This is a genomic window from Algivirga pacifica, assembly GCF_039543525.1.
GTDB lineage: Bacteria > Bacteroidota > Bacteroidia > Cytophagales > Flammeovirgaceae > Algivirga > Algivirga pacifica.
In genome coordinates this window covers 123,548-136,957 of sequence record NZ_BAABJX010000024.1, presented here as the reverse complement: position 1 = coordinate 136,957, position 13,410 = coordinate 123,548, and the positions used below count along the sequence as shown (strand labels likewise).

The window sequence follows — 13,410 nt, the reverse complement described above, 5'->3', positions numbered from 1 at the left end:
TATGAAGAGTTTATCGATATTCAATTTTGTCCTGAAATATGGACTTATTTTGGGCATTTTTTATTTTCTGTACATCTCTTTTACCGTATCTGTCTATGGATATGTACATGAAGGGGATGGAATGACCGTATTGTACGTTGTGATGGAAGCGGCTTTATTGATTGCTTTTTTTGATTATAAAAAAGCCAACCATTACCAATTTAATTTTGGAAAAGGGATTCAGATGGGGGCTCTGATTGTACTTTTTGGTATGGGATTGGGGAGTCTCTTGAATACAATATATGGTTTTTGGAACGCTACTACATTTTTGAGTGCTTTGGAACCTTTGCAGGTGGAGCAGATGAAAGTAATGGTAGAACAAGTCCAACAGATGGACAACCTTACGGCTATAGAAAGACAGGGTATATTGAATGAACTGGAAACCCTGAAGAATAATGGCTTATTTTTAGGGATTATTTGGGGTGCAGTACAGTTTTTGACGTATATTTCATTAACAATTGCAGGGGTAATGTCCTCTTTCTTGTTAGCTTTTTTACTTAGAACAGTTCCTCAGAATTCTTAATTGAGAGAAAAACGCTAGAAAACACATATTGAATGAAAGCAGTAGATATATCTGTCGTGGTTCCTTTGTTGGATGAAGAAGAGTCTCTTCCCGAGTTGGCCTCATGGATCAAAAAAGTGATGGAAGAGCATCAATATACTTATGAAGTAATCATGGTCAATGATGGTAGCCGAGACAATTCCTGGAAGGTGATACAAGAACTGCATCAAAAAAATAATAACATTAAAGGGATTAGCTTTCAACGAAATAATGGAAAGTCAGCCGCTTTAAATACTGGTTTTGAACATGCTTCCGGCAATGTCGTAATTACTATGGATGCCGATTTGCAAGATAGTCCTGATGAGATTCCAGAGCTGTATCGAATGATTATGGATGAAGGCTATGACTTGGTATCTGGATGGAAAAAGAGAAGGTATGACCCTATTACCAAGACTATTCCTACCAAAATTTACAATGCTGCTACGCGTATGGCTTCGGGAATTTATTTGCATGATTTCAACTGTGGCTTGAAGGCTTATAAAAATGAGGTAATCAAAAATATAGAGGTATATGGGGAGATGCATCGCTATATTCCTGTGATTGCCAAATGGGAAGGTTTTACCAGAATTGGTGAGAAAGTGGTACAGCACCGTTCCAGAAAGTACGGATATACAAAGTTTGGGTTAGAGCGTTTTGTCAATGGGCTATTGGACTTACTGTCCATTATGTTTGTGTCTCGTTTCAAGAAAAAGCCGATGCACTTTTTTGGTTTGTTGGGGGTCATTTCCTTTTTCTTGGGAGGTGGTTTTTCAGTTTGGATTTTGTCCCAGAAGGTATACCGCTCCTTTATGCATTTGCCGATTGGAAGAGAGGTCACCGATCAACCACTGTTTTATCTAGCGTTGGTATTGATCATTATAGGGGTACAACTGTTCTTAGCAGGATTCTTGGGAGAGTTGATTTCATTGAACAACCCACATCGAAATGACTATAGTGTAAAAGATAAGATAGGGGACTTTTAGCTAGCTGCTAAAAAGTTAAAAGTATCTGAAAATACTCATAATGAATAAGGAGAAAGAAATAGCTTTTATATATGTGCTATTTCTTTCTCCTTATTTTTAGAACAATTTCAGTTCACAATTAACAAACCTTCTCTTATAGTTAGACTTTTTTCCAGAAATAAGGCGTAAAGATAATGATCACGGTAGTGAGTTCTAAACGTCCCAATAGCATCATAAAGGATAAGAACCATTTGGCACCATCAGGAAGATGTGCAAAGTTGTCAACAGGTCCTACGGTACCTAGTCCCGGACCAATATTTCCCAAGCAAGTAGCTACAGAACCCATAGCGGTAAGTAAGTCTAGTCCCATAGCAGCCATAACCAATATCCCTAAGGCGTAAGTCAGGAAATAGGCAATAATAAAGCCCAAGACATTATAAGTAATGGATTGGGACACGGCCATATGATTGAACCTTACCGGTATAATTGCAGAAGGGTGAAGTTGTCTTTTAAGCTCCAGAAAGCTATTTTTCTGGAGAATAATATGGCGAACGATCTTGACACCTCCAGCGGTAGATCCAGCCATTCCTCCAATAAACATCAAGACAAAAATCCACATTGTAGCAAAGGTGGTCCATCCTGTATAATCCGCAGAGACATATCCTGTTGTTGTGATGATAGAGATAACTTGAAATAATACATCACGGAAAGATTTCTCGGCTCTTTCTAGCAAGACTATACTGCTCCCCCATTCTGCATAAATTACTTCCCAGAAGTCTTTTCCTCCTTCTGTAGAAAGCGCAAAGAATACGATACAAGAGAGTAATAGGGTACTGCCTCCTACAATGCTGGCGTAATATTTAAATTCTTCGTTTTTTAAGATATCCTTGAATCGCCCCTTAAATAAGTAGTAGTTCAAGGTGAAGTTGGTCCCCGCTATAAACATGAAAATGATAATGACATATTGAATAAAGGGAGACATGGCGGCGGCACTACTATTCTTAGTAGAGAATCCTCCGGTAGCCATCGTCGTGAGCGCATGGTTCAAGGCGTCATAAAAACTCATGTCACCGATCATGAGTAAGATCATTTCAGTAAAGGTAAGCCCAAGGTATACCCACCAAAGTCGTTTCGCCGTTTCTTTGATTCTTGGCTGTAATTTATCCGGAGAGATGCCGGGTGCTTCTGCCACAAAAAGCTGCATTCCTCCAATACCCAAGATGGGTAATATGGCTACAGTCAGTACGATGATTCCCATTCCTCCAATCCATTGAGTAAGGCTTCTCCATAATAAGATTCCTTTACCAACGGCTTCTATATCGGTTAGTACAGAGGCCCCTGTGGTAGAATAGCCAGACAGTGTCTCAAAGAAAGCATCAGTGAGTGATGGAATATCTCCACTGAGCAAGTAAGGAAGTCCTCCAAAAAAAGAAATAAAGATCCACCCAAGGGTAACGATCAGGTAACCATCTTTTTTCTTTAGGTCTTTGGATGGAGACTTTTTCTGGGAGTAGTAAAATGATCCTCCTCCAATGATCCCGTTGATTAGAGCAGCAGCAGTGATAGCAACCCAGTTATCTTCGTTGTAATACAAAGAAAAGGGAAGGCAAAAGAGCATAAACATGCTGTTGATCACCAGTAGGATCCCTATAATGGAAATGATCAGGTGGTAATTGAATAATTTGGTTTTTCTCATGACTCCTTTTGAAAAAAATAACTATAGTCTTTTCTATAGTGCTTTTACAAATAATAGAGATCTTCTTACTTGAAGAAAAATTCTACTTTATGGATACATTCCGGTCTGGAGAGTACCACCACCCTGTCGTAAGGTTTAAAGGTAAAGCTTCCTTTAGGGACATAGGATTTTCCTTTACGGATGATACCACCAATAATGGCAGTTTTAGGAATATCCAGTTCTGATAGTGGAGCACGTGTAATAGGAGCACCTTCATTAACGACAAACTCCAGAACCTCTGCATCTACTCCGTGAAGACTCGTTAGGGATAATACCTGTCCTTTACGTATATAACGGAAGATAAAGTTAGCTGCAATCAACTTTTTGTTGATAAGTGTATCTACCCCCATATTTTGGGAAAGGTGTATATAATCGATGTTTTCTACCAAGGCAATGGTTTTGTCCACTCCATGATTCTTAGCGACCAAGCTGGAAATAATATTGGTTTCCGAGTCTCCTGTCACTGCAATAAAGGCATCAATATTGTCTATCCCTTCTTCTTGTAATAGCTCTACATCTCGACCATCACCGTTAATTACTAAGGTGTTAGGAAGTAGGTCGGCTAACTCGAAACATTTATCTTTATCTTTCTCTATAAGGATCACATTATACTTGCTACTGAGGGAACGAGCAGCATAGAAGCCTACTCGACTACCTCCTAGAATCATAATGCTTCTGATTTTTTTATCCTTTTGCTTTCCTGTAAGCTTAAGAACACGACTTACGCCTTCTGGTTTAGCAATATAATAGACATGGTCTCCTGTCTCAAAACGGGTGTCTCCTCTAGGAATAATGGTTTCGTTGTTACGTAGAATCGCTACCGTGAGGAAATCATAATTAGGATTCAGATAGGCCGTTTCTCTTAGCGTTTTATTACTAAGATGGTCTGCTTCCTCATCAATGGTAATACCAATCAGAGAAAGTAAGCCACGTTCAAACTCAAAGGTATCTGTAATCGCAGCCTCTTTAAGTAATCGCTTGACCTCTTTGGTTGCTAAAAGTTCTGGAGAAATTAATTCATCAATTCCCAGGTTACGCAAATCGAACTTATCTCTGTTCTGTAGAAATTCACTATTGCTGATACGGGCAATGGTACGTTTAGCTCCCAATTGCTTGCCGATAGAGGCAGTCAGTAAATTCGTGTCTTCAGCCGCAGTAACAGCAATCAAAAGGTGGGCCTTGCTTATATTGGCCTTTTCAAGGGTCTCAAAGGAGGTAGAAGAGCCCTTGACCGTGGCTACGTCTAGATGTTGTGCTGCATAGTTCAATCGATCAGCATCAACGTCTATGATCGTAATGTCCTGGTCCTCGTTGGTAAGGAGCCGTGCTAGGTGGAAGCCAACATCTCCTGCTCCTGCAATTACTATTTTCACGAATTCAACAGTTTCTAGTTAAAAATGGAGGTATTACAATCGTTCTATGACAAATCGTAATACGGGCAAATATACGTAGGTTTTGTATAACTCTATAATTAGCGAATGTAAATCACCAGCTTGATGTATGGATATGAGAATATGATTTTGAGCACCTTCTTAATCTTTTCCTTACTTTTGCCTGTAAATAGACGTAAATATTAGGAAACTATACGGACAATCGGGGGTTCTTCCTATTATTTTCTTTTACACAAGAAGTATCCATATACGGTAGATCAATTAAAAAAATAACTATGAAAGTAGGAATTATTATGGGGAGCCAGTCTGACCTTAAAGTGATGTCAGAGGCAGCTGAAGTACTGGAACAATTAGGAGTAGCATATGAATTGACCATTGTATCTGCTCACCGTACTCCAGAGCGTATGTATGAGTATGCAACCACCGCAAGAGAAAATGGAATTAAGGCAATTATTGCAGGAGCAGGAGGTGCAGCCCACTTGCCAGGTATGGTTGCTTCCATGACTAGCCTTCCAGTAATTGGCGTTCCTGTAAAATCAAGAAACTCGATTGATGGATGGGATTCTGTATTATCAATTTTGCAAATGCCAGGAGGTGTTCCGGTGGCTACGGTAGCCTTGGATGGCGCAAAAAATGCTGGAATTCTTGCTGCTCAGATTGTCGGAGCTTTTGATGAGACGGTAGCCAAGAACCTTGATGTATTCAAGAAGGAAATGAAGCAAAAGGTGTTGGACAGTGCGGAAAATGTAGAAGCTAAAGGCTGGAAAGAAGTATTGAAGTAATTCATAGTATTGTTCATGCTGTTTAATTGCAATTGCCGGGCAATTGCGTTCATAATGTTTAGTTGAATCATTGAATTGAGTTGAACTCAGAAAACAATTCAACTCGAATCAAGACGCCATATAATGGAGCGAAGCTCAATTCAACTCTCCGAAGGAGAAATTCAACGATTCAACTAAACATCATGAACGAGCGAAGCTCAATTAAACAACATGAACAAAATTGTATTTGCAGGGCACTGTTTCAGGTGTTCTTACCAAATCATCATTTTTAAATTGTTTTATGACGGATCAACAAAAAAAGAAGGTTCAGAAGAAGCTGGCTTGGGGCTTTTATGTGATTCTTTTTCTGATGATGGGTTCGATGGTGGGGTTGGTGAGTTTTAGACGAGAGGTACGTTACTATATTAAATCTAACTTTTCGAGAACACGTTTTTTGGAAGCCTCCTTGGCAGAGCAAGAAAAGATATCCCGTATCGAAAAAAAATATCAGCAATATACTTTTGGAATAGATGTCTCCCATTATCAAGGAACGATTGATTGGAGTCGTGTGAAAGAGGCTCAGCAAATCAATGTGCCGATACAATATGCTTTTATTCGAGCTACGATGGGTGGTGATAAGGATGCTAACTTTAGAAGAAATTGGCGGCAGATCCGAAAGAGTTCATTATTGAGAGGAGCTTATCATTATTATCGTCCCGATGAAAATTCCTTACTGCAAGCAGAGAGCTTTATTCAACAAGTACAAGGATTTGATAAAACAAAAGATCTACCTCCAGTATTGGATATAGAAGCACGTCCGACTGTACAGTCTATGGATAATCTTAGAAAAGGGTTAAAAAGATGGCTGCAGAAAGTAGAGCAGCATTATGGAGTAAAACCAATTATCTATACAGGAGATAAGTTTTATAATAGTCACTTGAAAGACTATGGTTTTGATCAATATCCTCTTTGGATAGCCAATTACAACTATATTGATGAGCCTTATGCCCATTCCTGGAGCTTTTGGCAGTTCTCGGAAAAGGGGAAAGTGAAAGGCATTACAGAGTTCGTAGATCTCAATGTGTATAAAGGACCATTGGAAAGTCTTCGGCAGCTAGGAAAATGAGAGGTGTTCATTATTACTTTTATTGCTTTCCATTTTTCTCTGTAGGCAATTCACTTTTGTCACTTTTCCATTTTTTTCTTGCGTGTTTGTCAGTTTGCGAAATGAAAAAAGTGACATTATGTCATAAAATTTCACTTGGCACAAGGGTTGTCCAAAGGTTTATCGTAAGGACAACGACAAAGGACTTACACCTTTAGTTATTGAGAAAAAAGAAAATCATATCATCTAAAAATAATAATCATGGGTAAAATCATAGGTATTGACTTGGGGACTACAAACTCATGTGTTTCCGTAATGGAAGGAAACGAGCCTGTAGTTATCCCTAATGCAGAAGGAAGAAGAACAACACCATCTGTTGTGGCATATTTGGAGAATGGGGAAAGAAAAGTAGGAGATCCTGCAAAGCGTCAAGCAATTACTAACCCACAGCATACAGTATCTTCTGTAAAGCGTTTTATGGGTAGAAAGTATTCTGAGGTGACGGGAGAATTGGAGCAAATTGCTTACAAGGTTGTAGAAGGGCCGAATGACACCCCTAGAGTTAAGATTGATGATAAAATGTTTACTCCTCAGGAGGTTTCTGCAGTAACACTTCAGAAAATGAAGAAAACAGCAGAGGACTACTTGGGTACAGAGGTAACAGAAGCAGTTATTACAGTTCCAGCATACTTTAATGATGCACAGCGTCAGGCAACTAAAGAAGCAGGCGAGATTGCTGGTCTTACAGTAAAACGTATTATCAACGAGCCAACAGCTGCAGCATTGGCGTATGGTTTGGATAAGAAAGATACAGACCAAAAGGTAGCCGTATTTGACCTTGGTGGTGGTACATTTGATATCTCTATCCTTGAGTTGGGTGATGGCGTATTTGAAGTACTTTCTACAAACGGTGATACGCACCTTGGTGGTGATGACTTTGATAAAGTAATCATTGACTGGTTGGCAGAGGAGTTCAAGAAAGATCATCCAACGATTGACTTGAGAAAAGACCCTATGGCAATGCAACGTTTGAAAGAAGCAGCAGAAAAAGCAAAAGTTGAGCTTTCTTCTTCTACTTCTACAGAGATCAACTTGCCATATATCATGCCAGTAGACGGGGTACCTCAACACTTGGTAAAGAGCTTGTCAAGAGCAAAGTTTGAGCAATTGTCAGACTCTTTGGTACAACGTTCTTTGAAACCTTGTCAGGAAGCGTTGAAAGATGCAGGCTTGTCAATTTCAGATGTTGATCAGGTAATCTTGGTAGGTGGATCTACACGTATCCCTAAAGTACAGGAAGAAGTAGAGAAGTTCTTCGGCAAGAAGCCTTCTAAAGGTGTTAACCCTGATGAGGTAGTTGCTTTGGGTGCAGCGATCCAGGGTGGTGTATTGACAGGAGAAGTAAAAGATGTATTGCTTCTTGACGTAACACCTCTTTCATTGGGTATCGAAACAATGGGTGGTGTATTCACAACATTGATCGAGTCCAATACAACGATCCCTACAAAGAAATCACAAACATTCTCGACTGCGGCAGATAACCAGCCTTCAGTAGAGATTCACGTATTGCAGGGAGAGCGCCCAATGGCGAAGGACAACAAAACGATTGGTAGATTCCACTTGGACGGAATTCCTCCAGCACCAAGAGGTGTACCTCAAATCGAAGTAACGTTTGATATTGATGCCAACGGTTTGATCCACGTTTCTGCAAAAGATAAAGGAACAAATAAAGAGCAATCGATCCGTATCGAGGCTTCTTCTGGATTGACTGAGGAAGAAATCCAAAAGATGAAGGATGAAGCAGCTGCAAATGCAGATGCGGATAACGCTGCAAAAGAGCGCGTAGAGAAGCTGAACAATGCGGATGCAATGGTATTCCAAACAGAGAAGCAATTGTCTGAGTACGGTGACAAGCTTTCAGAAGGAAACAAAACAGCGATTGAAGCTGCTTTGAAAGACCTTAAAGAAGCACACCAAGCAGAAGACTTGGCGAAGATTGATACTGCTTTGGAGGCATTGAACGCTGCATGGACAGCCGCTTCTCAGGAGATGTATCAAGCAAGTGGAGCTGATGCAGGTGCCGCTGGTGCTGCAGGAGCAGGTGCTGATGCGGGTGCAGGCGCTAATGCTAACGCAGGTGGCGATGACGACGTAACAGACGTTGACTTCGAAGAAGTAAAGTAATCGTTTTTGATAGGTGACTGATATCTTTAGAGGTATCGGTAAGCATGAAAATAAGGTAAATCCAAAAGGGGCAGTGTTTACCTGCCTCTTTTGGATTTTTTTGTGAGTCAATGGAACTTTTTAGAGAGTGTTTCTTTGGAACAAGAACTTTTGCTCCCTATATTTGTAGCCGTTTCATACAGAGAGGTGGCCGAGCGGTTTAAGGCGCACGCCTGGAAAGCGTGTTGACAGCAATGTCTCGAGGGTTCGAATCCCTTCCTCTCTGCAAAAAAAAGGAGTGATAGTTTTATCACTCCTTTTTTAATTCTCTATACTGCGACTCATAATTTGTATATTTTTCTTTTTAGAGGTATTGCATAGATTTTTTCCTTTCACAGTAATTGTTGCTTTTCCGTGGTAACTGTCCTTCCATAAAATAGTTGCTTTAGGGCCCTCTTCCTGAATTTTCCCGGCCCACCAAGGAGAAATACTCCAAGAGTACTCTGTAATATTGTGATGAGGAGTAACAGCAATCGATTGTGTAGTTGCTCCTTGCTGTCTTTCTGCTTGATAGTCTTCAAAGTTTAGAGGGATTTCCTTATTGTAAACTTGTACTAAGAAGTTTTCGGAGTAATCGCCTGCCACACATTCTTTCATTGCTCTAACTTTTAGTGTAGCTGCGCCGTTAAAGGAGGGGTTCCAAGTAATTTGTGTACGGCTTTTTCCTTGGTGAACAATTTGTCCAGCATATGCTGGAGATAGTTCCCATTCATAGAGTTCAAGTTCTTCAATAATACTACTCTGAAACCAAGACTTTTCTGAGCTACAAATGATATGTTCCCCTGAAATAGAAGGAGCTTTTGGAGTAGCACAATAGACAAAACTCCTTTGCATTTGCTTACTCCAGTGTCCATCGAAGTCTTTACTTCTTATAAAGATCGTATGCTCTTCTCCTTCTACCTCTGATAGATCTACAGTATGTAAGACCTCTTTTTCTGTGGATGGTATAGGTTTTCCCTTGCCATAACCAGGGTCCTTGTCAATATAGTATTCGGTATAAACGATTGGTTCTGGTACTGATAGATGGACAAAACTTTGTTGATAGAGTTGACTCCAGTTGTCATATTGATCACTAACTCTAAAGTATAGCGTATGGAATCCATAGGGAATGTTTTCAAGGTTTACGGTATGATGTATTTCTTGACTATTAGGAACCTTTAAAGGGATCCCCTTCCCTACTCCAGGGTCAGTATCAATGTAGTATTCAGCTTTCAAAGAAGAAGTGTGCTGAGATCCATTTTGGATAAGGACTACTTTTTGTTGAGTGATCCCCCAGGTATCGTCAGTAGATTTAGCTCTAATAAATAAAGTATGTATTCCAGGGTTGATATTGTTAAGAGGAATCGTAAAGTTTCTTTGCTCGACTGCTTTTAGTTGTATTCCTTTTCCATATCCAGGGTCTTTATCAAAAAAATACTCTAGAGGATAGGAAGTCTGCTGAGGAGTGTCTGCATTAATGCTAATGAATGGAAAGCTATAGGAGTGACTCCATTGTTGGTCATTATCCTTAATACGTAGGGTTAAGGTATGCATTCCTTCTGCTAGATCTTGTAATCCAATAAGACGAGATACGTCAAGCGTATTGCTATGATCAAGTTGAAGAGAAGTTCCCTTTCCATAACCAGGATCCTTATCAAAGAAATACTCGGCTTCTTGCGCCCAAAGTATCTCGCTTTGTACAGTACGATACAAAAACGTTTGCTGTATAGTTTGCCCCCATAGTCCTTTTTGGTTTCTACTTCTAAAATAGACCGTATGAACCCCTTCGTGGAGGTTTTTGATAGGGATATCCAGCAAGAGGTGGTGTTCCTTACTTTTTTTTAATTGGTAAATGGTACCCTTCCCATAGCCGGGGTCTTTATCAAAAAAGAACTCCAGTTGATTTTGTGCTTCAAGGCGCAAGGTTATGGCCAATAAGCAGCAGATCAGCAACGTAAATCTCATTGGTTTTTGAGTGATTTAGCTTGTGGAACTTGCCCAAGCCGTGAGTAAATAAAGCAAACGGGCTTTGATGAAGCCCGCTATGAAGTATGAAAAAATTTAGTCCTGTGTTTTGATCTGTAAGAAAACAGAAAGACCTTCTTTTTTAGTCCCTACAGGAGCAATTTCAGCATGATAAATAACAGGAACAGGCGGTAGTCCTGATAGGACATAAGGGGACTTTCCTCCGAAAGGACCTAGTTTTTTTATATCAATATTTCCCTGGAAAGGGTTCTGTGAAAACTCAAATTCACGGTCGATCTTAGGTACCTTAGCAACAAATACTCTTTGCCAATTAACACTATTCTCTCGTCCATTTTCCCAACTACAGAAGTTAGCGGTAATACGGTTGTGACAAGAGCCTTTAGAGGTAGTTTCCAGAATAGAGGTATTGGTAGCAGAAGCCACCTGCATACTGTTAAGGTGCCCTTTTACGATGTTGTATTCGATAATGGAATTGTTCAACATAATATACTCTCCCACATAATTATATCTAGCAATAACGGCAGACTGTGAACGACTATAATTGGCATAATAGGCAGAAAGATTTCCTTTAATAATATTATTGGTAATGATAATACCATCTGCGGGCTTGCTGTTGATATAAACTTCTCCGTCGATATAATTTTGACTGATAAGGCAGTTACTAGCTGAAATATGAGAGGTACCATTGTGTCCAATGGACAGGTATTGTATAAGATTTCTGGATAACGCAATATTTGAGCTCCCTAAATAAAAAGTACCATAAATAGAAAGTCCCATAATTACAGAGTGTGCAGCCTCTTCTGTCACTTTGAAGTTTCTGAACTGGGCTTCTAGAGGAAAGGCACTGGTGTTTTCATTATCGTGTAAAAAGTAGCCAGGACCTATTAATACGAGTGATTTGTTGAGTGTTACATCTCCATAAGAAAAAGAAGAACCTTCAACGTATAAAGTATCTCCTGATTGCACACTAGAAGAATGACAAGCCTCTCCTATACTATGGAAGTGAGCGTCGATATTTTGATTGCTGTTGACTCTCCATTTAGAGGCATACGCAGTGTTTCCCCATAGCAATAGCAGCACTACAGGAGTGAGTAGAGTAAATAGTTTTTTCATGGTGTTGGCTATGATGTGATAAATATCATAGCTACTAGCAAAAATTATGCAGGAAAAATGATGGAAAATCATTTTTTTAGCATATTTCTTGTATTGAATACCATTTGCTCGAAAAGAAGACCATAGATTAGACTCTGCTCATATTGTTTAATTACAATTGAAAGGCAATAGGTGTTTATGATGTTTAGTTGAATTCTTTAAATTATTAAATACGGATTCAAGAATATCAACTAAACATAATAAACGAATGAAATTCAATTAACAGAGGTCATGTGTTGGGATAAACTGACCTATCGCTCAATAAGCGTAAGGAAGTCAAAGTTGAAATTGTAACGTAGGCCTAAAGCATAAAGGTTGTTTACTTCATTTCCCTTATCATTAATACTATTGTCCAACTTGGCTTCAAAATAGGCCGCAGCACCTTTAGCAGTACGAAATTCTAGACCAGTTGTCCAGAAATATGTACGAAAGTCACTGTCTACTTGTGGAGGCAAGTCGTTGTCTGCCCTTGGGATAAGTAAGTTGAACCCTCCATAGAGATTAAAGAATTTCTTGAACCGATATCGACCATAAAGTTCTACACCGATAGCGGGCATTTCTATTAAAATACTAGCTTCAGTAGGCTCTTCAGTGGGATTGTCAGGGATAATTACTTGTTGATTGCTGCTGAAAAATTCACTGTCCTGATTGGCGTACAATAACCCAAAATACCAAGCCCCTTTATCATAAGAAGCCGATAATACATGTGAGTCCAGTGTCTTGTCAGGAAAGATAATCCCAATACCTTCAAAATCAGTAGTGGTATTTGCACGATTATAGGCTGCTCCGAGTGTGACCCCTAATTCTTTAAATTTATATCGTAAGGAGGCGGCATAGTGATAAACATTTCCCAATAATTGACTTTGCAGCCCTAAAGAGAATCCTTTATACTTATTTCTATAAATAATCGCTTTATCTGCTCGTCCAGTGCCCTCTATACCTCCATCTGTGAAGAAGTTATAGGTACCAGACCCTGCACTCCCAAAAACATTAAAGTAATCGGTAACATTGGAGACATCGTAGTATACACTCCATTGTTTACCAATGGTAAGGGTACCCCATACTGGGTGAGATACGCCGATATAGCCTTGACGAGTGGTAAAAGCATCGATGCCATCTTGTAGAAAGTCTTCTGCGGTCGTAGCATCAGGATTGATGACCGTATTGTTCTCGATCATATTGACGCCCCACTCCATACGTGCAATCATAGAAATACGGGTACGAGTAGAAGCCTTTTGCAGGTAAAATCCCCATCTCGGTACGTTTTGTAGAACTTCATACTCTCCTTCACCTAGACGAGCGACAAGTGTATTTACAGCTCCATAGATGCTTAGAGAGTCCTTATGCGTAACCTCTCCTTGTTCATTTTGAAACTCAGGATTTTTTTGAGCTTGTAGTGGTGTGGTATAGAATGCCATAATGAATATTATAGCAAGCCATCGATGGATCTTTCCCTTTAAGAGATTCATGAGACAAGTGTAAGTGTTGGGTTAATGATTTAGGGGTTTTGCAGTGTTGTATGGGAGTTAAATGGTC

10 protein-coding genes and 1 tRNA gene are annotated in these 13,410 nt (G+C 39.7%); 6 read left to right on the top strand and 5 right to left on the bottom strand.

Annotation, left to right across the window (positions count from 1 at the left end; translation table 11 throughout):
- Nucleotide 1 precedes the first annotated feature (1 nt).
- Nucleotides 2-562: a hypothetical protein gene (locus ABD985_RS08330; RefSeq protein WP_345370837.1), complete on the top strand. Its 561-nt coding sequence runs from the start codon at nucleotides 2-4 to the stop codon at nucleotides 560-562.
- Between the two features lie 32 nt (nucleotides 563-594).
- Nucleotides 595-1,563, top strand: coding sequence for a glycosyltransferase family 2 protein (locus ABD985_RS08325; RefSeq protein ID WP_345370835.1), 969 nt, complete (start codon nucleotides 595-597; stop codon nucleotides 1,561-1,563).
- A 139-nt stretch (nucleotides 1,564-1,702) separates the two neighbouring features.
- Here ABD985_RS08325 and ABD985_RS08320 read toward each other — a convergent pair whose 3' ends face one another.
- Nucleotides 1,703-3,238, bottom strand: a complete 1,536-nt coding sequence (locus tag ABD985_RS08320; RefSeq protein ID WP_345370833.1) for a TrkH family potassium uptake protein — start codon at nucleotides 3,236-3,238, stop codon at nucleotides 1,703-1,705.
- Between the two features lie 65 nt (nucleotides 3,239-3,303).
- Nucleotides 3,304-4,650 carry a Trk system potassium transporter TrkA gene (trkA, locus tag ABD985_RS08315; protein ID WP_345370831.1) on the bottom strand — a complete coding sequence of 449 codons (1,347 nt, stop codon included), beginning with the start codon at nucleotides 4,648-4,650 and terminating at the stop codon, nucleotides 3,304-3,306.
- A 287-nt stretch (nucleotides 4,651-4,937) separates the two neighbouring features.
- Between trkA and purE the strand changes: the two genes are divergently transcribed.
- From purE to ABD985_RS08295, 4 genes are all read left to right on the top strand, one after another.
- A complete protein-coding gene (purE, locus tag ABD985_RS08310; protein ID WP_345370896.1) occupies nucleotides 4,938-5,450 on the top strand; it encodes a 5-(carboxyamino)imidazole ribonucleotide mutase in 513 nt (170 codons plus the stop codon).
- A gap of 280 nt (nucleotides 5,451-5,730) precedes the next feature.
- Complete coding sequence (locus ABD985_RS08305) at nucleotides 5,731-6,555, top strand: glycoside hydrolase family 25 protein (protein WP_345370829.1); 825 nt, start codon at nucleotides 5,731-5,733, stop codon at nucleotides 6,553-6,555.
- 240 nt (nucleotides 6,556-6,795) lie between these two features.
- Entirely contained in the window at nucleotides 6,796-8,718 is a 1,923-nt protein-coding gene (gene dnaK / locus ABD985_RS08300; RefSeq protein ID WP_345370827.1) for a molecular chaperone DnaK, read from the top strand.
- Between the two features lie 180 nt (nucleotides 8,719-8,898).
- Nucleotides 8,899-8,983, top strand: a tRNA-Ser gene (locus ABD985_RS08295).
- A 35-nt stretch (nucleotides 8,984-9,018) separates the two neighbouring features.
- Here ABD985_RS08295 and ABD985_RS08290 read toward each other — a convergent pair.
- From ABD985_RS08290 to ABD985_RS08280, 3 genes are all read right to left on the bottom strand, one after another.
- Nucleotides 9,019-10,701 (bottom strand): hypothetical protein, encoded by a 1,683-nt coding sequence (locus tag ABD985_RS08290; protein WP_345370825.1) that lies wholly within the window; start codon nucleotides 10,699-10,701, stop codon nucleotides 9,019-9,021.
- 96 nt (nucleotides 10,702-10,797) lie between these two features.
- Nucleotides 10,798-11,835: a right-handed parallel beta-helix repeat-containing protein gene (locus ABD985_RS08285; protein WP_345370823.1), complete on the bottom strand. Its 1,038-nt coding sequence runs from the start codon at nucleotides 11,833-11,835 to the stop codon at nucleotides 10,798-10,800.
- Between the two features lie 290 nt (nucleotides 11,836-12,125).
- Nucleotides 12,126-13,292, bottom strand: coding sequence for a porin (locus ABD985_RS08280; protein WP_345370821.1), 1,167 nt, complete (start codon nucleotides 13,290-13,292; stop codon nucleotides 12,126-12,128).
- Nucleotides 13,293-13,410 lie beyond the last annotated feature (118 nt).